Origin of the sequence: Acetomicrobium hydrogeniformans ATCC BAA-1850 (genome assembly GCF_000160455.2) — a bacterium.
GTDB classification, from domain to species: domain Bacteria; phylum Synergistota; class Synergistia; order Synergistales; family Acetomicrobiaceae; genus Acetomicrobium; species Acetomicrobium thermoterrenum.
Map to the genome: position 1 here is coordinate 1,155,798 of NZ_ACJX03000001.1, position 21,117 is coordinate 1,176,914.

Consider the following 21,117-nt stretch of genomic DNA (forward strand, 5'->3'; position numbering starts at 1 on the left):
GGGAATGAGTATTTTCAGTCAATATATCAGTTTCATGCTTGAAAGACAGGATCAAATTCTGGAATTGACGACCCAACACCTATATCTGACGTTCATCGCGGTCTTTTTCGCCGTTTTAGTCGCCGTTCCGCTGGGTATAACGATAACGAGGTTCGAGAAAGCTGCGGGTATAGTCGTCGGGATTGCCAACGCTGTGCAGGCTTTGCCGAGTTTGGCGCTGTTGGGTTTTTTAATTCCCATACTTGGGATAGGATCCAAGCCGTCCATAGTGATGATCTTCTTGTATTCGCTCCTTCCTATAATAAAGAACACCTACACGGGATTGACAAATGTGGATAGGGCCATTCTGGAAGCCGGCAAGGGCATGGGAATGACGAACTGGCAACTGATGAAGATGGTGCAGCTTCCGTTGGCTTTGCCTGTGATAATGGCAGGCATTAGAATATCGGCCGTCACTGCGGTAGGCCTTACGACGATAGCCGCTTTGATCGGGGCAGGGGGATTGGGTCAGCTGATCTATCGAGGAATTTCGATGGTCAACAACAGGATGATCATTGCCGGTGCAGTTCCGGCGATGGTTTTAACTTTGGTTATAGATTTTTTGTTAAATATTTTAGAAAAATTAGTTACGCCTAAGGGAATTAGGAGAAGAGCAAAAAGCAAAAAGTAAAGGAGGAGATGCATATGAGAAAGTTGTCCCTTGCAATTTTTGTGGTCCTTTTTGCGATATCGCAAGTTTTTTGTTTTAGCAGCACAAGCTATGGAGCCGGTGAGTCGGCAGGGAAGGTTGTAGTTGGTTCCAAGAATTTTACCGAGCAAATGGTAGTGGGGCACATGGTCGCTGAATTGATCGAGGCGCATACCGATTTGAAAGTCGAAAGGAAGCTGCATTTAGGGGGAACCAACGTATGTTTTGAGGCCTTGAAGAGGGGCAGCGCTAGTAATGGTATAGATATTTACGTGGAATACACGGGGACCGGATTGGTCAATATACTCCAGATGGAATCGAAGACCGATCCTCAGGAAGTGTATGAAATCGTAAAGAAAGAATTTGAGGACAGATGGAACTTGATATGGCTGAAACCGTGGGGATTCAACAATACCTATACCTTGGCAGTGAAGGAGGAGTTCGCCAAGGAAAATGGCATTGAAACTTTCTCCGACCTCGGCAAATTGGCCGATAGGCTCGTATTCGGGTGTACCATGGAGTTCGCCGAACGCTCCGACGGATACCCGGGATTTAAAAAGGCCTACGGATATTCCTTCAAAGAAGTAAAGGCCATGGACCCGGGTCTCATGTACTCGGCAATAGACAACGATCTGGTTCAGGTCATAAGCGCCTTTGCTACCGATGGGTTGCTTGTGGCCCATAAGCTAAAGATATTGAAAGATGACAAAAATTTCTTTCCGCCCTATTTTGCTGCGCCCCTTGTCAACGGAGAGGTTTTAAAGCGATATCCGCAGATAGGAGATGTCCTTAACAGGCTTGCCAATTCGATAACCGACGAGGACATGCAGCAGTTGAATTACATGGTAGACGGTGAAGGCAGGGACGCTGCCGAGGTGGCTAGGAGTTTCTTGAAGGAGAGAGGCTACATATAATCTAATCGGAAATATGTTGTTTGCCTGTGCGAGCAACGAAAACCGGGCCCCTGTTGATTTTTATAGGGGCAAGAGGTAAGATAGCAGGCGAAAAAAGAACAACACGATCGTTTCGGTGACGGGAAACCGGTGAAAATCCGGTGCGGCCCCGCCGCTGTAACCCTGACGAAATCGCATATTGCCACTGCCTTTTGGTGGGAAGGCGCGACAGTAGGATGAAGGGAAGCCAGAAGACCGGCCGAAGACGATGAGATGCTTGCATCATGCGGCGGCGTGATCTGGCAGGGAAAAGGGGTAACCTGTCTTTCGTAGAAGGTTGCCCCTTTTGCTTTATATAACTAATATGTTGATTGGAGGGTAGGTCTATGAAGTTGTCATTGAGTTTTTCAAAGATCATCGTGTTTTTAAGCTTTCTATATCTGTCGTCTTTTTTAGGCGGGGAGGTTTTGGCTCAGGAAGGTCCCGTAACGGTTGCCCCGGAGCTTGTCACGGGAAGCAGGCTGGCAGAGTCGCTAGATGAGGTTCCGCAGGCAACATATGTGATCACAGCAGAGGAGATCGAAAGAAGCAGAGCTAAGACTTTAAGCGAGGTATTGGATAAGATCCCAGGCATATCCACTTTAAGGAAAAATTCGTGGGCACAAGATGATTCGTTGAGGATGAGGGGCGTTGCAACGGAAATATTAATACTGGTCGATGGTGTTCCATATTACAACGCGAGCTATGGAGCAGATATGTTCAATGTTGACTTAAGGTCCATCCCCTTGGAATCGGTCGAACGGGTCGAAGTTATAAAAGGTGCCGGATCTGCACTTTACGGTTCAATGGCTGCAGCGGGTGTAATTAACATCATCACCAAGACGCCCGATAAGTACAAGACGTCAATCATAGCCGAAGGCGGCAGCAACGACTGGCGCAGGTATTCCGTCTCGGCAGGGATTAAAGGAGACGTCTTTGATGTCGGGATTCGCTACAATCATAGAGAAGAAGGCGAAGTGCCTATCAGGTATTATGATGATGAAGTTTATAAAGCGCTTGACTATGACGAAGATTCGGCGAGCATTGCACTTTCTTGGGGGAACTGGCGCTTTGGAGCCGATTTCGGTTCCTATAATTCAAAGTGGGATGCAGGTAACCCTATGATAGATAAACAAGAGGACGATTATAAGAGATTTTATCTGAAATATGCAGACCTTAAAAATGAAGTAATAGCCTATGCCCATTTCATTAATAAGGAGTATGTCCAAGGAGGACAAGGAGGAGATGATGACTTACCTGATTTCACTAGGCCGTTGCCTAACGACTATGACCAAGACATTTGGGGTTTGGAGTTTACTCAAAAATCTTCGATTGGAGAGGTGCCGCTTGCCTGGGGAGTTGCTTATCGCTTTGAAAAACTTTCCGCGAATGGTGATGGTTTGATAGTTGATAGTGACAAAAAAACTTATTCAATAGACAAATTTTCTTACAAAGGGGAACGATATAACATTGCTCCCTTTACGCAGTTTTCCTTTGTGTTGGGTGACGTGCTCATGGACATAGGTTTAAGATATGAAAATTGGGATGTTGATGATGGAAAAGACGAGTCTGAATTTACCCCGAAAATATCTTTTTATAGACAGGATGACAGCGGAAAGCTGTGGTATTTAACGGCGGGCAAGTTTTTTGCCATGCCAAGCTTGTATCAGTTGTATGCAAAAGATGCTATGCTTGAGCCAAATCCTAACCTGCTTCCGGAAAAAGGATATACTTATGATTTAGGCGTAAAGGATCCAAATAATAGATGGAACGTAGGTTTGTTTTACATGACATTGGATAACAAATTTAAGTGGGACCAAATTGGTAGTAAGGGAAGATATATTAATTTGGCCGAATTTCGCTCCTTGGGTATTGAGGGACAGTTTGAAAAAGCGCTTACTTCTAATCTAAAGTGGATTAACGGAATGACCTGGCAAAAGCCGGAAGAAAAACAAACTTCAAGTGACCCTTGGAGGAAGGGTGGCACTCCTCAATGGGAGCTTTATAGCGAGCTTAATTACGACAACGGCCCCTGGTTTGGCAGCTTGAGCGCCCACTATTATGGTCAACGTGAGATAGATAATTTACAATCTTATCATAACAATAGGGCAGATGATGACTTCATTACTGTCGATGCTATTTTGGCATACGATATGGAAGACTATAAAATAACTCTGGCTGCTTACAATATATTCGATGAAGAGTACATAATTGACACTTCAGGGTACATCGGCCCAGAAAGAAGGGTATATCTGACCTTAGAACATTTGTTTTAGCTAAAATTAGGCCCCCACAAAAGTCCAACGTCCCAACAATAAAGGGCCCCTCAAGTTGAGCGGCCCTTTATGTTTTATAATTTTAACCAAAATGTGGGGGCTTTTTATGATAAAATTCACAATACGGAATAGGGGTTGAACAGTCTTTAAGCGGAAGGTGAAAAATATGGCGTTGTTGGACATAATAGGACCTGTGATGGTTGGGCCTTCTTCGAGCCATACGGCGGGTGCGGCCAAGCTGGGCAGGCTTGCCAGAAGAGCATGGAACGGAGAGGTCAATAAAGTCGACATATTTTTAAGAGGCAGTTTTGCCTCCACATATTGGGGACACGGCACGGATAAAGCGCTGATCGGTGGGCTTCTCGGATTTATGCCCGATGACGAAAAGATAAGAGATGCCCTTGAGATCGCCCGACAGAGGGGATTGGAATATCGCTTTTTTGCCGAATCCATCGATGGAGCTCATCCCAATTCGGTAAGGTTCGTCATATATAAAGAAGACAAGGCAATGGAATTGGTGGGAGCTTCCTTGGGCGGTGGCGTGATAGAGCTTCAGGAGATAGACGGCTTTTCCATCTCCTTAAGTGGAGATTTGGCTGCTATAATAACCTTTCATAGAGATCAGCCGGGAGTAGTTGCTGCCGTTGCAGGCGTAATGGCAGAAAAAGGTCTTAACATAGCTACAATGCGGTTGCATCGACAGGGGCGCGGAGGCAAGGCTGCAATGGTAATAGAAATTGACGGCGAATTGAAAGAGAGCACGAAAGATGAGATCTTAAATTCCCATTCGGCCTTGATGCGCGTGATCTTTATCCCCTCTCCGGAGAGTGATGTCAGATGAGGTCTTTCGAAGAGATACTGAAACTTTGTGAAGTCGACCTTGAATTCCACGAAGCCGTAGTGGAACTGGAAAGTCGTGAAAGCGGAAAGAGCGAGGATCTCATATACACAAATATGTCGTACATGCTCGATGCTATGGAACAATCGGTAAATTCAGCGATAAATGCGAATTTCAAAGGACGTATGATGGAAGATGAAGCACAAAGGTTTGAGCGGTACATTGCTCAAAGAGATGTTCCCCTTTCAGGCAAATTCATAGCCAAGGCCTCTCGCATAGCGCTTTCCGTGTCTCAGTACAACGCGAATATGGGGCGCATAGTGGCCGCTCCTACTGCCGGAAGCTGCGGTATATTGCCCGGCTTGTTATTTGCCTATCGGGATTTGTATGGGCCTTCCAGAGATATGCTGGTAAAAGCCTTGATCGTTGCAGGCGGTGTTGGCGAGGTCATTCAGAAGAGAGCCACCCTGGCGGGAGCGGAGGGCGGCTGTCAGGCCGAGTGCGGCGCTGCTGCAGCCATGGGATCGGCAGCTTTGGTTTATCTTGAGGGAGGAAGTCCTGCGGCCTCGGCCCATGCTGCAGTTTTGACGATAAAATCCTTGATGGGTTTGGTGTGCGATCCCGTGGCGGGGTTGGTGGAGGTGCCTTGTATAAAAAGAAACGGCACCTTGGTCTCCCTGGCATCGCTTTGTGCCGACATGGCCTTGGCCGGGATCAGGTCCGTAATCCCTCCCGACGAGGTCATCGATGCAATGCGGAGAGTTGGGAGGGCCTTGCCGGAAAGCTTAAGGGAGACATCTAAGGGAGGGTTGGCGGCAACGCCGAAGGGCAGGGAATTAGAGAAGAAGATATTCAGTGAAGTTCCGCCCATGGCCGAAATTTAAAGAAAATTCGATCGAGCCCGGAGATAAAAGAGAAACGGGGGTGTCACTTCAATCATGACGAAGGTTTTTATATGCGGTCGCGGTGGGAGCGGGAAGAGCACGATAACCGCAATGTTTGCCAAATTTTTGGCCTCGGAAGGGATGCGAGTGTTGGTAATAGATGCCGACGAAAGCAACCGCAGCCTATATAGGATGCTTGGGCTCAGTGCTCCCAAGAGCACGTTGATGGACGATCTGGGAGGAAGGGTTGCCGTAAAAAAAGTTGTCTTCGACAACAAAAAGAGTGGGTTCGACGAGGATGCCAAGATCCACGTTGACGATTTGCCGCGAACTTGCGTTAGCAGGAGGGACGATTATGCCTTTTTGGCCATTGGCAAAATTTGCCAACCCGACGAGGGATGCGCCTGTCCCATGGGAGCGCTGGAGAAGGGGTTTCTTGCGAGGCTGCATGCTCCCGGATGGTGGATTTTGGTGGACTGCGAGGCAGGCATAGAACATATCGGGCGCGGCATTTGGCGAAGCGCCGATATTTTCCTTGTAGTTCTTGAGCCCTCCCACGAATCATTGGAAATGGTCAAGTTTATGAGCGATTTGGCAAAGGAAGTGGATCGCCCGATGGTGGCGGTTGTCAATATGGCCGATGATGATGTAATTGAAGACGTCAAGGCATCGCTTGAGTCCACAGGGGTAGAAACCGTAGCATTTTTTCCTCGAGACAAAAGGATTGCCGCCTCTAACTTGAAAGGCGATGCGGTTCCTTTGCTTCCGGGATTTGTGCCTTTTCTGCGATCTTGTTTCGAGGCGATATCGGAAAAGACCAATGCAATTGGATCCTGAGGCTGTTGCTTTGCCTTGAAAGTTGGTCCTTAAAAAGTGCAGTATAATTATCATCTGTAGCCCATTTGAGGATCGACAAAATTTTGTTCAGGAGGTGTTTGCGATGTCTTTGCGAGAAGATCGCGCTATACAGGTTATCTTGGGCAGAAGGAGCATAAGGAAGTTTCAAAAGGATAGAAAGGTTGAACCGGAAAAATTGGAGATAATTTTGGAATGCGCACAGGCAGCCCCTACGGCGGGAGGCACGAGGCCCTGGCATTTCGTCGTCGTGGACGAAAGATCGTTGCTCGATGCATTGGCTGAGGCTCATCCTTACGGAAAGATGCTTCATGAAGCAGGACTTGCCGTCGTCGTCTGTGGCGATCCCTCCATCAGCGATTTTGCAAAACGGTATTGGGAAGAGGATTGTTCAGCTGCTATGCAAAACATCCTGCTGGCATCGCAGGCATTGGGGCTTGGATCGGTGTGGCTTGGCGTCAATAACTCCCCTGGTCGTCCAGAAGCTATAAGGAAGGTTTTGGGGATACCTCAACATATCAACGTGTTAGGTATAGCTGCCATAGGGTATCCTGCAGAAAGCAAGGAACCCCATAGTGGTTACGACAACCAAAGGGTTCATCACAACAAATGGTAAAATACCATCCCTCGAGGTGAAAAAGGTAAAAATATGTTAAAATATGATTCATAAGCGACGGACTTTTAGCTACGCCGTCGCTTCTTTATTGTTGACAGTCCCATCTTTCCGTTGGAGGTATCGAAATGGCAGAAAGCAGCAATATAGGTAAAGTGCTTAGATTACCGATAGAAGAAGAAATAAAGCTGAGTTATCTCGATTATGCCATGAGCGTAATCGTGGGCAGGGCTTTGCCCGATGCGAAGGATGGCCTGAAACCCGTGCAGCGAAGGATACTTTACGCGATGATGGAATTGGGCTTGAGGTCAAACCAACCCTACAGAAAATCGGCCAGGATAGTCGGAGAGACCATGGGAAAATATCATCCCCATGGAGACGCGGCCATATACGATGCCATGGTCAGAATGGCCCAAGACTTTTCCATGCGCTATCCACTGGTGGACGGACAGGGCAACTTCGGTTCGATAGATGGCGATCCCCCCGCGGCTATGCGTTATACTGAAGCCAGGCTTTCTCCGCTGGGCGAAGAAATGCTGAGAGACATAAACGAAGACACGGTAGACTGGGGCCCGAACTTCGACGAAACTTTACAGGAACCGCTCGTCTTGCCGTCGCTTCTTCCAAATCTTTTGGTCAATGGCAGCTCGGGAATTGCCGTAGGCATGGCTACAAACATCCCCCCCCATAATTTATCGGAAGTGGTGGATGCCCTCTGCCTTTTGATAGACAGAGGAGAGGACGTCGAGCTCGGAGACATAATTGAAGTCATGCCGGGGCCTGATTTTCCGACGGGGGGAACGATAACCGGAAGGGAAGGCATCATAAACGCTTACAGGACGGGAAGGGGCAAGATCGTCTTGCGCGGAAGAGTCTCCATCGAGCAGATGAAGCGCGGAAAGACGAGCCTTATAGTGACAGAGATCCCATATATGGTCAACAAAGTCACGCTGATCGAAATAATAGCAAGGGGCGTACAGGAGGGCCATCTGACCGGGATAGCGGACCTAAGAGATGAGTCGGACAGAGACGGAATAAGGGTCGTCATAGAACTTCAAAGAGATGCAGATCCCCATCTGGTTTTGAAGCAGCTTTACAGCAGAACGCCTCTTCAAACCACCTTTGGCGTCATTAACCTGGCCCTTGTGAATGGGGTGCCGAGGGAGCTCGGATTAATAGAACTTCTCAAAATATTTCTGGATCACAGGAGAGATGTCGTTCGTCGCAGGACAAATTATCGCCTCAGGAAGGCGGAGGAAAGGGCCCATATAGTGGAGGGACTGGTAAAGGCCCTGGATATGATAGACGAGATTATTGCTCTTATCAAAAGATCCAAGGATGCTCAGGAAGCAAGGGTAGGGCTCATGGATAATTTTGGCTTCACGGAATTACAGGCACAGGCAATACTCGACATGAGATTGCAGCGTCTTACCAACCTGGAACGGAGCAAATTGGAAGAAGAGTTGAGACATCTTCTTAAGGATATAGAGATGTACCACTCTATCCTTGAAAATCCCAGCGTGTTGGATTCTGTAGTCAAAGAGGAGCTGACGGAGCTCAAGAGACAATACGGCGATGCCAGGAAGACCGAAATTGTAGACGAATTAGTCGAAGTGGCAGACGACGAACTGATACCTGAGGAGGATATAGTCGTAGTTTTGAGCAAGGACGGTTATTTAAGGCGCGCCTCTTTAGGAGACTATCATCTGCAGGGACGGGGCGGCAAAGGCATCAAAGGATTAAAACAAAAAGATGATGAAGTGGAGATGTTCGCTGCCACTACAACTCATCATGACATATTCCTTTTCACGAGCAAGGGGCGTGTCTTCGCCATAAAGGGATATTTGCTCCCCGAACCGAAAAACGGGAAAGGCAAACATGTGAGCTCCTTTTTTACCCTGGAGGAAAATGAGCGCGTTGTGGCAATAAAAGAGGACACGATGCATGGAGCCAGGTTCGTATTCTTTGCGACCGAGAGGGGAATTGCCAAGAGGCTCGATGTTAGCGAATTGGCCAACCTGACCCGTGCCGGCCGGCGGGTCATTACCTTGGACGACGGAGATTTTATAGCCAGGGTACGGTTTACATCCGGCGAAGATGAGCTTTTGTTCGTTTCTGCCAAGGGTCAGGCACTGAGGACGAGCGAGCAGGAATTTCGTCCAATGGGTCGACAGGCCAGGGGCGTGCGCGCCATACGGCTGTCGGAAAGCGATGTATTGGTTGGATGCGAACCCCTGCAGGAAGGAATGGCGATATTGTTTATTAGCGAAAAGGGCGTCGGCAAGCGTACTTCCTTCGACGAATTTCCTCTGCATCACCGAGGCGGCTCGGGCGTGAGAGCTATGCGGCTGTCGAGCCGCACGGGATCGCTTGTAGGCGCCTGGAGCGTGACTGAAGATGATGAGGTCATGATAGTTACCAGTAAAGGGCGTGTGACGCGGATAGCGGTTAGGAATGTTCCTGTGCTTTCTCGAACGGCGACGGGAAGCATTTTGGTAAGGCTTGACCAAGGCGATAGCGTGGCAGATATTACGATAGTTCGAGACGATGCCATGGAGGAAGTCTAGCATGAAGATAGCTCCAGAGGGGATAGTCCCGATCGCAGCAGCTGTTTTTATGGCCTGCGGTGCTTGGCTTATATCTCCTGTCTTGGGAGGTATCATGGGGTTGTGTGCGTTATTTTTAGCGTGGTTTTACAGGGAGCCCCATGTCGACGTTCCGAGTGACCCCCAAGCCTTTGTAAGTCCGGCGGATGGGAAGGTCGTAGAGGTTGAAAGCACTGACATTCCCTTCGTCGGTAATTCTGCCAAGATAGGCATATTCATGACGGTGGCCGACGTGCACGTGAATCGCATTCCCTATGAAGGGAAGATATCATTTTTGAAATATCGGAAGGGTAAACATTTGGTGGCCTTTGCTCCCAAGTCCTCGGAGATCAACGAAAGGTTATATACCGGTCTCGAGACAAAACATGGTAATGTTTTGCTTGTGCAGATTGCAGGCTTGCTGGCAAGGAGAATAGCGTGTAGAGTGAAGGTAGATCAATTCATGGCCAAGGGACAAGCCTATGGCATGATAAAATTTGGTTCAAAAGTCGATGTTTATCTTCCGCCTTGCGTAAAGCCAATCGTAAAGATTGGCGATAGGGTCAAGGCCGGAAGCAGCGTTATAGGCATGGTTTTAGAGGATGAAGGGAGTGATATCGTTGAACAGAAAAGTTCATAGAAAGAGAATGTTAAAAAAACCCATCTCTCTGCGCAAATTGTTTCCCAACATGATCACGAGCGGAAATATTTTATGTGGCATCATGTCATTGATTTTGGTGTTTCATGATCACCTGATGCCGGCCGTCTGGTTGATCCTCATGGCCGCATTTTTCGATTTGATGGACGGAAAGGTGGCAAGGTCGTTGGGAGGAGACAGCGCGTTTGGGATGGAATTTGACAGCTTGGCCGATGTGGTCAGCTTCGGAGTTGTGCCCGGCCTGATTTTTTATGTCTCATATTTATACCCGTCAAGCGGTATCCTGGGCGCCCTTGGAACTGCCTTTTTCGTATTGTGCGGGGCACTGCGGTTAGCCAGATTTAATGTGGTACATACAAGCGGAAGCTTTCAGGGGCTTCCAATCCCTGCTGCGGGTTTGTTTTTGACCTCCTTCGTTATTTCGGGCGTGATCTTGCCCTCCCTCGGGGCTGCAATAATAGCAACGGGGACCGGGGCCCTGATGATCTCGAACATATCCTACTCAAGCTTGAAGCAGTTGAGCAGGGATAACATAAATGTTTTCAGGCTCCTGTTTTTGCTTAGTTGTTTTATAAGCCTTTCGATATTGCTGAAGGAAAAGTCTCCTTTGGCTTACATGCTGATATACGTCTGCAGCGGTCCTGTAGGGATCGATTGGGGCAAGTGGCTTTCTTTGAAGGGAGACGAAGTTACGGACCATCGATAAATAAACAAATAAGAGGGAGATTCTTTTCTCCCTCTTATTATTTGTTGAGCTTAAGACCATTTAGATATATCCAGGTCACCTTCGCTTTTTGCGACGACGCTCGTTCCAACGAGGTCTCCCGTTACGTTAATACAGGTCCTTCCCATGTCAAATATGGCGTCAACGCCTAATATCATTGCGTAAGCAGCAGCTACGGGCGTTCCGGGTTCTACGGGCAAACCTACGGAATTTAACACCAAAAGCAGCATAATAGCACCTGCACCAGGCACTCCGGCTGTGCCTATGGAGGCAAGCAGGGCTGTTACTATTACTATCAACTGATCCGAAAGGGGCAATTGATGACCAACGGCAAAAGCTATAAAGAGAGCGCAAACTCCCTGATAAATAGACGTACCGTCCATATTGATGGTGGCTCCAAGGGGGAGCGTAAAGGAGTAGGTGCCTTTGGATATGCCCATATTTTCAGCGCAGGCCATGGATACCGGCAATGTTCCGCTACTGCTTCTCGTTACAAAGGCTGTTATAATGGCTTCCTTTGCGTGAGCCAGAAACTTGCTGAGGCGCAATCCAAAAAACCGGAGTATTAGCCCGTAAACTACCGCTACGTGGACTACAATAGCTAGATATTCCGCGCCCACTGCCGTCGCTAAGGGTCCTATGACCCTCGGGCCCTCCTTCGCCAGGACTACAGCTACTAAAGCAAACACGCCAATGGGAGCGTATTCCATTATCCCCCTTACGATCTTGTACATTACCTCTGCAGCTCCGTTGGCGAAATTATATACGATGTTAGCCGATGTTCTGAGCTCTTCCTTTTCGCTTTCCCGTAACAGGGAAAGGCCTATTCCAAAAAGCAGGGCGAAGAAGATTATGGGTAACACATCTCCCTTGGACAAGGCCTCGACGGGATTTGTCGGCACTATATTCAAGAAAGTATTCACCAGGGAAGGTCTTTTCAGTTCAAATCCTCCCGCTTCCGCGCCCGCCAGCTCTAACCCCAGACCCGGTTTAAACAAGTTTGCAAAGATCAAGCCTATGGCAACGGCAAAGACTGTGGTTATCAAATAATAGATGATTATTTTTATTCCTACCCTGCCCAGGCGATAGGGGCTTATGCTCGCCGTTCCGACGATAAGGCTAAAGAGTATTACTGGAACGACTATCATTTTAAGGAGTCTAATGAATAAATCCCCGAAAGGTTGCACCCAAAGTATCTTGTCCTTAAGAAGCAATCCCGCCGCTACACCGAATATGAGTCCCAGCAATATTCGAATGAGCAAATTCGATCCAAAGTACCAACCCATAAAGCCCCTCTTTTTTTCTCCCTCTGACATAAGATCACCCTCCCTCTATTGATGTGGATTTTATGGATTGTTTTAATTATACTTCATGTTGCCTGATCTTGCTGTTACATTTCGATAAAAATTTCTTTTTATCGAAAAAATTAGCGGTTATTGATTTAAAATAAAAACTATTTTAATAATCTATGAATGAGGAACAGTTTGATCGATTTGTCCGGCACTTAGGGATTTAACTTGAAAACGACCGGCACTAGAACCTCTTTTTCTTCCAAAGATTTAAATATCCACTGTTTGACGGCCTTTAGGGCGCTTTCATCGAGCAAATCAAAACCGCTGGAACGATGTATCCTGGCTTCCTCTACCTTGCCGTCGGAAGAAAGTCGCACATATACGATGACAGTTCCCTCTTCTCCTCGTCTTCTGGATATAAGAGGATAGATGGGTTTGACGCTTCGAAGGATGTCAAGTTCGCTGGCTACTGCAATAGGTTGTTGGGGCTTGTCGGAAAAAGTTGAAGGGATTTCGGGTTGGCCTTTAAGGCCTTCTTGAAGTGGCGAAGGTTGAGAATTGCTGCCGTCACTTTCCCTTGGGAGGGGCTTTGCCACCTCTGCAGGCGATGCCGTCGAGTCTGTGGCCTTTACGTCGATATCCTCTGGAGCACGTTCCTTTGCCGGAGCTTTCTTTTCTTGTTCAGCCAAAGGCTTCTTGGACGCAGGTTTCTTTGTTAGGTTTGTAGTCCCTTTGTCTTCCTTTGCTTTGTCTTCCTTTGCCTTGTAGTCCTTCGTCTCTGAGGGCTTGTCAGGCGAGGATGGTTTTGTTGGACCAGGATCTTTATCCTCTGCAATCCTTGAGGTCTTTTCGGCCTCATTCGCATTTGCAAGCCTGATGGCAATGACACTATCCGTCCTTTGTGGGAGAGCTTGAGGCTTTGGGATTTCCAGGTGCCAGAAAAGTGCCAAATGAATCAAGAAACTTAAGGTCAATGGTCCTATCCATTTCCCGATATTGCCCATCATGGGGTCCCCTTGTCGCCTCCTCCCACCGCAAGGGATATTTCGTCGATTCCTCCTTCTTTGAGGGCGTTCAATACACGGACAATGGCTTCGTAGGGCGTCCTTTTGTCCCCTGCAAGGAGGATCGGTCTGCCTTTGCTTACCACCTCTCTTGCAAGGCCTACCGCTTTCGGGATTTCTGCCTTTTCGTCGTTGACAAAGATTTCTCCATTTTGATCGACGTTTATAACAAGAGGCGTCTGAGACACTGGCTGACCAGTGCCCTCAGGTAGCGATACAGTAATGCTTCCCTGGACGAAGGCTGCCGTCAGGACGAAAAAAATTATCAATTGAAACACCACGTCCACCAAAGGCGTTAGTTCTATTTCCGGGGAAGATCTCCTTTTCGATCTCATTTAAGCTCTCCCTCCCGGAGGCCCAGCTTCAGGGCTTTTAAAAGAATGTCCGCGCTTTCAAGCACTCTGGGTCCAGGATGAAGGAGGACCTCGGCTTCCAGGGAGACCACGCCCCCTTCCTTTGCCTTTATCGGAAGGCCTTCTATGGTTTTTATGAAGTCTTCAACAGTCGTGGACATTCCTATTTTTGATCTGACCAGAAATATAACATCGGGATCGTAGGAAAGAAGCTCCTCCCTGCTTATGGCGGGGAAGGAATATTCTTTGCTTTCGGCAGCATTTTTTATGCCTATAGCTTTCATGATGTCTCCTATGTAGCTCCACCCGCCGGCGACAATAAGAGGATCGTGCCATACGACCACCAACATCGATGCCTCTTTTTGCAAGTTATTTGTCGTATGGCGTCTTTTGTCCGTTAATCCCCTTTCGATGTCCTTCCACACTTCTTCAGCCCTATCGGTCCTCCCTACCTTTTTTGCTATCTCGAAAAATGCCTCTTTTACGTCATCCAGTCTGTGGTGTAGTGTGAGTTCCAGGGTATCTATTCCAAAGCTTTCAATGTGTTCCAGCAAATCGTGGTGAAAATTCCTCTCTCCTATGACCAGGTCCGGCTTGAGGTAGAGGATCTTCTCGAGGGAAGGGTCGACGCTGCCTCCGACGCTGTTTATGAACGATACCTCCGGGGGATAGGTGTCGTAATCCGTAACCCCTACCACGCGATCGAAATAATCCAGTGCATAAAGCGACTCCGTTATACTGGGAGAGAGGGAGACTATCCTTTTGTAGCCCTCCTTTGCGTCAGCCTCTGCATGAGGAGTCAATGTCTGTATTGATAAGATACACAGGAAGAACAAAAAAAACGAAATTTTTTTGACGTCAATCATGTTCTGTCCTTCCTCTTAACATCTTTTCCCGCAAAATGAAATCGGATCCCCTCCAAAGGGACTCCTCGAGAGCATCGATTTTGGAGGAAAACCAGGAATAGCACAAGACGGCAGGTATCGCTACCGCAAGGCCCGCGACGGTTGTCAGCAGGGCTTCCCATATGCCTGAGGCAAGCAGGGCCATATTGGTGGGGCCCTCCGATTCGGCGACGGAGCGGAAGACGTCGACAATTCCCAGCACGGTGCCTAAAAGCCCCAATAAAGGCGTTACTCTGGCCACCGTGGAAAGAAGGGTTAATCCCTTTTCCCATCTGTAAAGCTCATGGCGAACCTCTTGTTCCAGCAACATCTTCAATGCCTCTGGCGGCGCCAGCCAGTGATCTATAGCTGCCCTAAAAAGACGATGCAAGGAGCTCTCCTTTTCGCGTACCAAAGAAGCAGCTGCCTCGGCATCTCCCTTGTAGAGAAGTTCTCTCAATTTGCGTTCTAGTAATTCAGGGTTCGTCCAAGACTTGGCGTAAAACCAAATCCGTTCCAATACCACGGCAAGCCCGACGATAGAGACTGCCAGGATGGCGTACATGCTGGGACCGCCCATCTTTATGACGTCGATGAATTCCAAAGATTACCACCTCTGCGTTCTCGTATATAGAGAAGGTTAGCATTACGTAAGCGTTTTGCCAATGTTTTTTTGAAACCATCTCGTCCTGTCCAAAGCGACGAGGAGAGCGAAGCCCAACAGTGAACCCGGAACGCTGCTTAAGAGAAAAGCCGGCATCACTAACCATAAAGTAGCTTCTTTGCCGATCGATGGGGCTAAGATGTAGACGCTTAAAATCGCTCCGATGATGCCGGTACCGACGGGCTCTGTTAAAGCTGCGTACAGTTTCTTGTCCTTGAAGACCTTTGCCGTTATGCCAACTACCAAAGCGCCGGGTATGCTCCCAGGAAAGGCAAAAAGGGTCCCCGTACCCAAAGCGTTTCGTATTATGCTCGTAGTCAACGCTGCGCCTCCTGCCCACCAGGGGCCGAGAAGCACTCCCGCTATGGCATTTATGGCATGCTGAAAGGGGAAACAGCGTGTCGGACCGACGGGAATGCTCAATCCCGAAAGGAGAACGGCCATTGCGGCGAACAAGGCCGCTAAAATTAGATTTCTTAGCGCGGTCTTTGTCATTTTACATTCCTGCTTTCTTCTCCAGAATCTTTAATCCTTCCACAGGAGAGGCTCCACATCTACGGGGCGCTCGATGAGGCCGACTTTATGCGCAAAGTCGGCAAAGGTCCTCCAGCGTTCCGCATCCAAAATTTGGCTTTCAGCATAGAAGGGCAGTGTCTTCTCGAAGGCCAGCTTTTCGAGCTTCTCATCGGATTCCGGGACGGCCTTCAAGTATACCGCAAGTGCCTCCTTCGGATTTTTTAAGGTGTATTCAGTTGCTCTTGAAAGGGCTTTTCTGATGGATCTTATAGCTTCCGGATTTTTCTTTGCGAAAGTGGGGTTGGCAACGACGACCAATTCGTCATAATCGGGAAAGCCGTGTTCTTCCAGGGCAAAATAACCGGGTTTGTATCCTTTTAATTCCAGTTCCACCACTTCGTAGTTTCTAAAGCCGCCCATGACTGAGTCAACTCTTCCCGATACGAGGGAAGGCACAATAGCAAATTCTACGTGCACCAGGTCGTAATCTGTCACTTCATTGAGCTCGCAAAATGCCTTAGCCAACACGTCCTCCATTCCGGCAACAGTATATCCCATCGGTTTGCCATTCAAATCCTGTGGTTTTTCGATGCCGCGTCCTTCGATATACAATACTGTGGAAAGAGGATGGCCAATAAGTCTGCCCACGACGAGCAGGGGTATTCCCTCCGATGCAGCTACCAATGCCTGCGGTTCGTAGCTTATGCCCAATTCCGCTCTGCCTGCTGCTGCAAGCTTGAGAGCATCGGCGCTTTCGGATGGGGGTATTATCTTTACCCCTAAGCCCTCTTCGTCGAAATATCCTTTCTGTTGTGCGACATATAGCGGAATGTGGTCCACGTTGGGAAACCAGTCCAGGATCAGGGTAATTTCCTTTCCCATCGCCGGGACCGCAAGAGTCAGGATCAACAAAAATGTCAAACACATCCGTTTCATTTTTACAACCTCCTATTCATGAATAATTATGTATTTACAGTTACCCAATGGAGCTTATGTCTCGAATCAGTCATTCCTTGTTGTTGAGCCAGAAGAGAAAGCGTTTCTCCAATCTGCTGACCAACAGCCAAAGCCCCATGCCCATTAAACTTAGCCAAACCAGTGCGGCGAAAAGCATATCGGTCCGCAACCTTGCGTTCATTTGAATCATCAAATATCCTAACCCCCTTTGAGCTCCCACCCATTCTCCCAGAACCGCTCCGATGGTGGCCACTGCCACTGCAACCTTAAGTCCTGAAAAAAAGGACGGCAGAGCAGCGGGCCAGTAGAGAAGCCTCATCTTTTTTCGGAATGGGGCATCGAGGAGGTCGAAGATGATCTCCAGATCGGAATCGACCTGTTTAAAGCCAGAATATGTGGAGACCGTAAGGGGGAAAAAGATCACTATTGTTGCCATGACTATTTTGCTCAAAAGACCATAGCCGAACCAAACGACCAAAAGAGGTGCCACGGCAAACACGGGGATCGCCTGAGAGGCGACCAGGAATGGCGTTAAGGCGGCATCTATGGAGGGATGTTTGAACATGATTATCGAAAGCGGCAGTGAGATGGCAAGGCTTAAACATAAGCCCAGGCAAATCTCCAGGGCTGTTACGAGGGCATGGCCGGCTAAAAGAGGAGTCTGCAATAAAGTTGTCTGTAGGACGATTGAGGGAGGGGGAAGTATGAATTTGGGTACGTCGAGAAGGCGTACCACAAGTTCCCATATGACCAAGATGGAGGTCATCAAAAGAAAGGGATCCTTCCTATGCATCTACCAGCTCACCTCTCAGTATGGAGAATATTTCTTCTTCCATAGCGGCCAACTTTGGCCCCAGATTTTGTCTGGGTTTAGGCATATCTCTCATGTCTATTTCTTTGATGATTCCTGTGGGCAGATGAGACAACAAAAATATCCTGTCGGCGAGGAAGAGGGCCTCTTTGATGTCGTGAGTAATCATCAGGACGGTCTTTTCAAACTCGAGCTGGATGCGAAGGATTTCTTTCTGCAGCAACCTCCTGGTGAGGGCATCCAGGGCAGATAGAGGCTCATCGAGGAGCAATATTTCTCTGTCGAAGAGAAGAGTTCTCACCAGTGCCGCCCTTTGGCGCATTCCCCCCGAGACTTGATAGGGAAAGTAATCTTCAAATCCCGACAGGCCGAAACGGGACAGGAGGTCGATGGCCTTATTGCGTTCCCTTTGAAGGTCTTTGCCCAGGACTTTTGCAGGGATCAAGACGTTATCCAAAAGGGTGGACCAGGGCAAAAGCAGGTCCTTTTGCAGCATCATAGCGGTTTCGTCCTTCAGATCGCTAACCTTCTCGCCCTTCCATTCGATATGGCCGCTGTCTTTTCTTTCTATCCCGGCTATGACTCTGAATAGAGTGCTTTTACCGCACCCTGAGGGGCCAAGAAAGACGGCAAAGCTTCCGCGTTCGGTGGAAAAATTTATATTCCTGAACACCGTCAGGTTCGGATAGATCTTTGTGATACCGCAAACCTTCAACAAAAATTGCCGACCTCCTCTTTTGGGATCAGTCGGCATGCAGGGAAAGGCTGCACTTTAAATTGATATTGCAAAATTTCCTTACCTTCCCTCCGCCGGCATGACCCGGATCAGGTTCTAAGGGTCGAAGCTGTCAAAAGCTTCCTCTCAGTCGGTTACCCGACTCCCCCGGGACTTGTATTTTCATTCTATCACAAACTTTGCATTTGAGAAGGGCCATGCATCTTAAGGCACTTAACGAGGGGCTATCGATCAGTTCGCAGAACAACACTCCCCATCCGTCAATACCGTTATGCTCGACGGTTTGATGCTGAATAATATGGGATGTCCCTCCCGCAGGTTTAGGGTTAGGTATGAATCTTTAGAGTACTCCGCATGCCACTCTACATCGGCTCCGAATATATAGAGTCTGACGGATCCGTTTATCTCCATTTTCTCCACTATCGTTCCCTCCTGTGTGTTAGGTTGCAGTTCATGATCCACGGGAAGATTGGGGTAAATGAGTTTTATCTGGTCGGGAGGGATGAAAACCGTCGCCCTACCTGCGGTCAAATCTTTGGAGGGCGAGAGCCTCAACCTCCCCTTTTGCCATGTGAACCAGTGATAGCCGTCATCGATTGCTATTTCGCCTCGTATTAAAGTTCCCCATCCCAGGGAATGCCAAATGTTAGCTTGAATTAAAGGGTCCCAGAGCTTGCTTGCCTCGAGGTCGGCCATTATCGATCCATCGCGCATGATAAAGACCCTGTTCGCCAGAGAGCAGACGTCCTCGATGTCGTGGGTCACGTATAGAATTGGAGTTTTGACCCTTTCGAAAAGCTTTTTCAGCTCTCTTCTCAGCGCCCGACGCAACGGTCCTTCGAGGGCGCTGAAGGGTTCGTCTAAGAGCAAAAGATCAGGTTTTGGCGCCAAGGCCCTTGCCAGCGCAACGCGTTGCCTCTGTCCGCCGGATAGTTGATCGGGCATTCTGTCGTAAAACCCTTCGAGCCTCATGGCATCTAGCCAACTTTTTGCCAAGCGCCACCTATTCGGCCCCTTTAGGCCATATGCGACATTTTCCAAGACCGTCAGATGGGGAAATAGGGCAAGCTCCTGAAATACCAGCCCGATCTTTCTCTTTGCCGCCCTTATAAAGACGGAAGAGGAAGAGTCGTATAAAAGGCGATCCATGAGGTTTATGCGCCCATTGTCGGGCTTTACTATGCCTGCCAGTATTTTCAGGGTTTGGCTCTTCCCGGCACCACTGGGGCCGAAGAGCACTCCTATCTCCTCTTTGAGTCTGAGTGAAACGTCAAGACTAAAATTGCCTAATCTTTTGGAGAATGTAGCCTCTAAACAATCTTTCACGCCTTACCTCCCACCCTCTTTACAATTAATAGGCTGGCAATTCCCAATGCCGTCAGCAAGATGGCAGCAATATTTGCCTCAAAAAAACTCATGGATTCGACGCTGCTGTATATGAAAAGCGGCAAAGTCTGGGTTCTGCCGGGTATGTTCCCCGCTATCATTAAGGTTACGCCGAATTCCCCAAGGGCTCTCATAGAGGATAGGGCAAGTCCTCCGATGATGTAAGGTTTAGCCAGGGGGAAGGTCACCCTCCGAAACACCTCGAATTCGCTGTCGCCAAGAGTGCGGGCTGCCGCTTCCAGCTTTTCGTCTACAGAGCTGAAACCCGATTTAGCGGCCTGTATCATTATGGGAAGGGCGGGAAAAAGAGGAGCTATGACGGCAGCGGTAAAGGAAAAAAGTATATTTGCCTCTTTCAGATACGGGATATGTCCCAGCGCCATGAGAAGGTATAAACCTACAACGGAAGGAGGAAGAGCGATCGGCAATATAATGAGGTTGTAAACCAAGTTCTTCCCCCTGAAGTTCTTTTTTGCCAATATCCAGCCGATCGATGTTCCTAAAAAAAGTAGCAGGGGAATGTCGGCCGCTAATACCTTTAAGCTTACGAAAAGAGACGGAATCATTTCCCTTGCACTGGCTCAAAACCCCATTTGATCCATGTTTCGTTGGCCCTTTCGGATCTTATGTATTCCCAGAAGGCCTTGAGGTTCTCCGAATATCTTCCCTTGACCAGGCCACCGCTGTTTTGCAACGGTTCCACGGGGAGCACGGTATATCTTCCATTGTTCAGCTTTTTTGCGATCGATAAGGAGAACATCCCTATATCTGCTCCTCCGCTTTTGACGGCCAGGGCAGCCTGTTCGACATTGCCCATTATCACAAGTCTTTTTTCCTCTAACAGCTCATCGTAAATGCCCTGAGATTGCAGATAATGTGCAGCGGCTTTGCCGAAGGGCGCAGCTTTAGTGTCGGCGATGGATAAGCGGACATCCTTTTCCTTGAAAGCTTCGGTAGAAATAGGCTCGTCCTTCGCCCACCATGCCACAAGGGGAGATAAAGCCATGGGAAATACATCGAACAAAAAGCCTTCTTTTCGAAGCTTTTCAGTCCATTCCGGACTCGCGGATAGATATAAGCCAAAAGGAGCCCCTGCCATTATTTGAGACGCGAGCTTGCCCGAGGCGCCGGCAACTATTTTAGGGGCCCTTCCTATCTTTTCGGATTCGAATTCGGACGCCAACTCCTTGATACACTCATGAATGCTCGAGGCAACGGCTACTATGTCTTCTTGGGCGGCCGGAGCGGCATTGACGGCATTAAAGGACAGAATAAGGGTTGCTCCGATCACGATTGCAAGCAATTGTCTGATTCTTTGCGACATGGAAATACCTCCCACGGAATATATTAGGATGCCCGGGTTGATCTAGCCATGCGATTAGGGATGCATCCATGTCAAGT

At 48.4% G+C, this 21,117-nt stretch carries 22 protein-coding genes and 2 riboswitches; of the genes, 10 read left to right on the forward strand and 12 right to left on the reverse strand.

The window, feature by feature from the left end; translation table 11 throughout:
• Positions 1-4 precede the first annotated feature (4 nt).
• The 10 genes from HMPREF1705_RS05565 (at position 5) to pssA (ending at position 11,035) form a co-directional block, all read left to right on the forward strand.
• A complete protein-coding gene (locus tag HMPREF1705_RS05565) occupies positions 5-670 on the forward strand; it encodes an ABC transporter permease (protein WP_187366928.1) in 666 nt (221 codons plus the stop codon).
• A 14-nt stretch (positions 671-684) separates the two neighbouring features.
• A complete protein-coding gene (locus tag HMPREF1705_RS05570) occupies positions 685-1,602 on the forward strand; it encodes a glycine betaine ABC transporter substrate-binding protein (RefSeq protein WP_057940774.1) in 918 nt (305 codons plus the stop codon).
• 96 nt (positions 1,603-1,698) lie between these two features.
• A riboswitch (cobalamin riboswitch) is annotated at positions 1,699-1,859 on the forward strand.
• 108 nt (positions 1,860-1,967) lie between these two features.
• On the forward strand, positions 1,968-3,896 hold the full coding sequence (locus HMPREF1705_RS05575; RefSeq protein ID WP_057940775.1) for a TonB-dependent receptor: 1,929 nt from the start codon (positions 1,968-1,970) through the stop codon (positions 3,894-3,896).
• Between the two features lie 166 nt (positions 3,897-4,062).
• Positions 4,063-4,737 (forward strand): L-serine ammonia-lyase, iron-sulfur-dependent subunit beta, encoded by a 675-nt coding sequence (gene sdaAB, locus HMPREF1705_RS05580; RefSeq protein WP_057940776.1) that lies wholly within the window; start codon positions 4,063-4,065, stop codon positions 4,735-4,737.
• Positions 4,734-5,618, forward strand: coding sequence for an L-serine ammonia-lyase, iron-sulfur-dependent, subunit alpha (gene sdaAA, locus HMPREF1705_RS05585; RefSeq protein WP_057940777.1), 885 nt, complete (start codon positions 4,734-4,736; stop codon positions 5,616-5,618). The genes sdaAB and sdaAA overlap by 4 nt, the downstream gene beginning before the upstream one ends.
• A 54-nt stretch (positions 5,619-5,672) precedes the next feature.
• On the forward strand, positions 5,673-6,455 hold the full coding sequence (locus tag HMPREF1705_RS05590) for an ATP-binding protein (protein WP_057940778.1): 783 nt from the start codon (positions 5,673-5,675) through the stop codon (positions 6,453-6,455).
• 103 nt (positions 6,456-6,558) lie between these two features.
• A complete protein-coding gene (locus HMPREF1705_RS05595; RefSeq protein ID WP_057940779.1) occupies positions 6,559-7,089 on the forward strand; it encodes a nitroreductase family protein in 531 nt (176 codons plus the stop codon).
• 125 nt (positions 7,090-7,214) lie between these two features.
• Positions 7,215-9,653: a DNA gyrase subunit A gene (gene gyrA, locus HMPREF1705_RS05600; protein ID WP_057940780.1), complete on the forward strand. Its 2,439-nt coding sequence runs from the start codon at positions 7,215-7,217 to the stop codon at positions 9,651-9,653.
• Position 9,654: 1 nt separating this feature from the next.
• Complete coding sequence (locus HMPREF1705_RS05605) at positions 9,655-10,311, forward strand: phosphatidylserine decarboxylase (protein WP_009201776.1); 657 nt, start codon at positions 9,655-9,657, stop codon at positions 10,309-10,311.
• Positions 10,312-10,318: 7 nt separating this feature from the next.
• Positions 10,319-11,035, forward strand: coding sequence for a CDP-diacylglycerol--serine O-phosphatidyltransferase (gene pssA / locus HMPREF1705_RS05610; protein ID WP_057941013.1), 717 nt, complete (start codon positions 10,319-10,321; stop codon positions 11,033-11,035).
• Between the two features lie 50 nt (positions 11,036-11,085).
• On the opposite strand, the gene HMPREF1705_RS05615 is transcribed toward pssA, so the two are convergent.
• The 12 genes from HMPREF1705_RS05615 to modA form a co-directional block, all read right to left on the reverse strand.
• Complete coding sequence (locus HMPREF1705_RS05615; protein ID WP_057940781.1) at positions 11,086-12,369, reverse strand: dicarboxylate/amino acid:cation symporter; 1,284 nt, start codon at positions 12,367-12,369, stop codon at positions 11,086-11,088.
• 188 nt (positions 12,370-12,557) lie between these two features.
• Positions 12,558-13,349 (reverse strand): energy transducer TonB, encoded by a 792-nt coding sequence (locus HMPREF1705_RS05620; RefSeq protein WP_165588961.1) that lies wholly within the window; start codon positions 13,347-13,349, stop codon positions 12,558-12,560.
• Positions 13,349-13,744, reverse strand: coding sequence for an ExbD/TolR family protein (locus HMPREF1705_RS05625; RefSeq protein WP_057940783.1), 396 nt, complete (start codon positions 13,742-13,744; stop codon positions 13,349-13,351). Before HMPREF1705_RS05625 ends, HMPREF1705_RS05620 begins: the two co-directional genes overlap by 1 nt.
• Positions 13,741-14,628, reverse strand: a complete 888-nt coding sequence (locus tag HMPREF1705_RS05630; protein ID WP_057940784.1) for an ABC transporter substrate-binding protein — start codon at positions 14,626-14,628, stop codon at positions 13,741-13,743. Before HMPREF1705_RS05630 ends, HMPREF1705_RS05625 begins: the two co-directional genes overlap by 4 nt.
• Positions 14,621-15,250 (reverse strand): MotA/TolQ/ExbB proton channel family protein, encoded by a 630-nt coding sequence (locus HMPREF1705_RS05635; protein WP_242603545.1) that lies wholly within the window; start codon positions 15,248-15,250, stop codon positions 14,621-14,623. The genes HMPREF1705_RS05630 and HMPREF1705_RS05635 overlap by 8 nt, the downstream gene beginning before the upstream one ends.
• A gap of 42 nt (positions 15,251-15,292) precedes the next feature.
• Positions 15,293-15,805, reverse strand: coding sequence for an energy coupling factor transporter S component ThiW (gene thiW, locus HMPREF1705_RS05640; RefSeq protein ID WP_057940785.1), 513 nt, complete (start codon positions 15,803-15,805; stop codon positions 15,293-15,295).
• Positions 15,806-15,835: 30 nt separating this feature from the next.
• Complete coding sequence (locus tag HMPREF1705_RS05645; protein ID WP_057940786.1) at positions 15,836-16,762, reverse strand: ABC transporter substrate-binding protein; 927 nt, start codon at positions 16,760-16,762, stop codon at positions 15,836-15,838.
• A 70-nt stretch (positions 16,763-16,832) separates the two neighbouring features.
• On the reverse strand, positions 16,833-17,576 hold the full coding sequence (locus HMPREF1705_RS05650) for an ABC transporter permease (protein ID WP_057940787.1): 744 nt from the start codon (positions 17,574-17,576) through the stop codon (positions 16,833-16,835).
• Positions 17,569-18,312: an ABC transporter ATP-binding protein gene (locus tag HMPREF1705_RS05655; RefSeq protein ID WP_057940788.1), complete on the reverse strand. Its 744-nt coding sequence runs from the start codon at positions 18,310-18,312 to the stop codon at positions 17,569-17,571. Before HMPREF1705_RS05655 ends, HMPREF1705_RS05650 begins: the two co-directional genes overlap by 8 nt.
• A gap of 66 nt (positions 18,313-18,378) precedes the next feature.
• Positions 18,379-18,489: riboswitch (TPP riboswitch) on the reverse strand.
• A gap of 72 nt (positions 18,490-18,561) precedes the next feature.
• Positions 18,562-19,656 carry an ABC transporter ATP-binding protein gene (locus HMPREF1705_RS05660; RefSeq protein WP_009201765.1) on the reverse strand — a complete coding sequence of 365 codons (1,095 nt, stop codon included), beginning with the start codon at positions 19,654-19,656 and terminating at the stop codon, positions 18,562-18,564.
• Positions 19,653-20,282 carry a molybdate ABC transporter permease subunit gene (modB, locus tag HMPREF1705_RS05665; protein ID WP_057940789.1) on the reverse strand — a complete coding sequence of 210 codons (630 nt, stop codon included), beginning with the start codon at positions 20,280-20,282 and terminating at the stop codon, positions 19,653-19,655. The genes HMPREF1705_RS05660 and modB overlap by 4 nt, the downstream gene beginning before the upstream one ends.
• A complete protein-coding gene (modA, locus tag HMPREF1705_RS05670) occupies positions 20,279-21,040 on the reverse strand; it encodes a molybdate ABC transporter substrate-binding protein (RefSeq protein ID WP_009201763.1) in 762 nt (253 codons plus the stop codon). Before modA ends, modB begins: the two co-directional genes overlap by 4 nt.
• Positions 21,041-21,117: the final 77 nt, after the last annotated feature.

Coding starts and splice junctions, on each gene's coding strand:
- HMPREF1705_RS05575 (WP_057940775.1), top strand. CDS start 1,968: ATGAAGTTGTCATTGAGTTTTTCAAAGATCATCGTGTTTTTAAGCTTT.
- HMPREF1705_RS05570 (WP_057940774.1), top strand. CDS start 685: ATGAGAAAGTTGTCCCTTGCAATTTTTGTGGTCCTTTTTGCGATATCG.
- HMPREF1705_RS05565 (WP_187366928.1), top strand. CDS start 5: ATGAGTATTTTCAGTCAATATATCAGTTTCATGCTTGAAAGACAGGAT.
- gyrA (WP_057940780.1), top strand. CDS start 7,215: ATGGCAGAAAGCAGCAATATAGGTAAAGTGCTTAGATTACCGATAGAA.
- HMPREF1705_RS05630 (WP_057940784.1), bottom strand. CDS start 14,628: ATGATTGACGTCAAAAAAATTTCGTTTTTTTTGTTCTTCCTGTGTATC.
- sdaAB (WP_057940776.1), top strand. CDS start 4,063: ATGGCGTTGTTGGACATAATAGGACCTGTGATGGTTGGGCCTTCTTCG.
- pssA (WP_057941013.1), top strand. CDS start 10,319: ATGTTAAAAAAACCCATCTCTCTGCGCAAATTGTTTCCCAACATGATC.
- modA (WP_009201763.1), bottom strand. CDS start 21,040: ATGTCGCAAAGAATCAGACAATTGCTTGCAATCGTGATCGGAGCAACC.
- HMPREF1705_RS05595 (WP_057940779.1), top strand. CDS start 6,559: ATGTCTTTGCGAGAAGATCGCGCTATACAGGTTATCTTGGGCAGAAGG.
- thiW (WP_057940785.1), bottom strand. CDS start 15,805: ATGACAAAGACCGCGCTAAGAAATCTAATTTTAGCGGCCTTGTTCGCC.
- HMPREF1705_RS05645 (WP_057940786.1), bottom strand. CDS start 16,762: ATGAAACGGATGTGTTTGACATTTTTGTTGATCCTGACTCTTGCGGTC.
- HMPREF1705_RS05615 (WP_057940781.1), bottom strand. CDS start 12,369: ATGTCAGAGGGAGAAAAAAAGAGGGGCTTTATGGGTTGGTACTTTGGA.
- sdaAA (WP_057940777.1), top strand. CDS start 4,734: ATGAGGTCTTTCGAAGAGATACTGAAACTTTGTGAAGTCGACCTTGAA.
- HMPREF1705_RS05605 (WP_009201776.1), top strand. CDS start 9,655: ATGAAGATAGCTCCAGAGGGGATAGTCCCGATCGCAGCAGCTGTTTTT.
- modB (WP_057940789.1), bottom strand. CDS start 20,282: ATGATTCCGTCTCTTTTCGTAAGCTTAAAGGTATTAGCGGCCGACATT.
- HMPREF1705_RS05650 (WP_057940787.1), bottom strand. CDS start 17,576: ATGCATAGGAAGGATCCCTTTCTTTTGATGACCTCCATCTTGGTCATA.
- HMPREF1705_RS05625 (WP_057940783.1), bottom strand. CDS start 13,744: ATGAGATCGAAAAGGAGATCTTCCCCGGAAATAGAACTAACGCCTTTG.
- HMPREF1705_RS05620 (WP_165588961.1), bottom strand. CDS start 13,349: ATGGGCAATATCGGGAAATGGATAGGACCATTGACCTTAAGTTTCTTG.
- HMPREF1705_RS05590 (WP_057940778.1), top strand. CDS start 5,673: ATGACGAAGGTTTTTATATGCGGTCGCGGTGGGAGCGGGAAGAGCACG.